Genomic DNA, 579 nt, shown 5'->3' with positions numbered 1-579 from the left:
GATCATGTCCTTGTAGCGCGGGTCTTCCGGGTGCACGGCCACGGCGGTATCGCCGAGCATGGTCTCCGGGCGGGTGGTGGCGACCACCAGGTGGCCGGAGCCATCAGACAGCGGATAGCGGAAGTGCCACATGTGGCCCTGTTCTTCCACGTTCTCCACTTCCAGGTCGGAGATGGCGGTGTGCAGGGCAGGATCCCAGTTGACCAGCCGCTTGCCGCGGTAGATCAGGCCTTCCTTGTGCAGGCGCACAAAGACTTCGCGCACGGCGTTGGAGAGGCCGTCGTCCATGGTGAAGCGCTCGCGGGTCCAGTCCACGCTGGCGCCCATGCGGCGTAGCTGGCGGGTAATGGTGCCGCCGGATTCGCCTTTCCACTCCCAGACTTTCTCAAGGAATTTCTCACGGCCCAACTCGTGGCGGTTGGTGCCTTCGCCGGCCAGTTTGCGTTCCACCACCATCTGGGTGGCGATGCCGGCATGGTCGGTGCCCACCTGCCACAGGGTGTTGCGGCCCTGCATGCGGCGGTAGCGCACCAGGGTGTCCATGATGGTGTCCTGGAAGGCGTGACCCATGTGCAGGCT

At 64.9% G+C, this 579-nt stretch carries 1 protein-coding gene; it reads right to left on the bottom strand.

Going from position 1 to position 579, the window contains the following annotated elements; all coding sequences use genetic code 11:
* A partial coding sequence (locus A3730_RS08960) for a class I tRNA ligase family protein (protein ID WP_156501098.1) occupies positions 1-579 on the bottom strand: 579 nt, incomplete at both ends.

The sequence above is a fragment of the Alcanivorax sp. HI0044 genome, assembly GCF_001634945.1.
The sequence above is the reverse complement of the archived record's forward strand: the minus strand, read 5'-3'. Positions and strand labels throughout refer to the sequence as shown.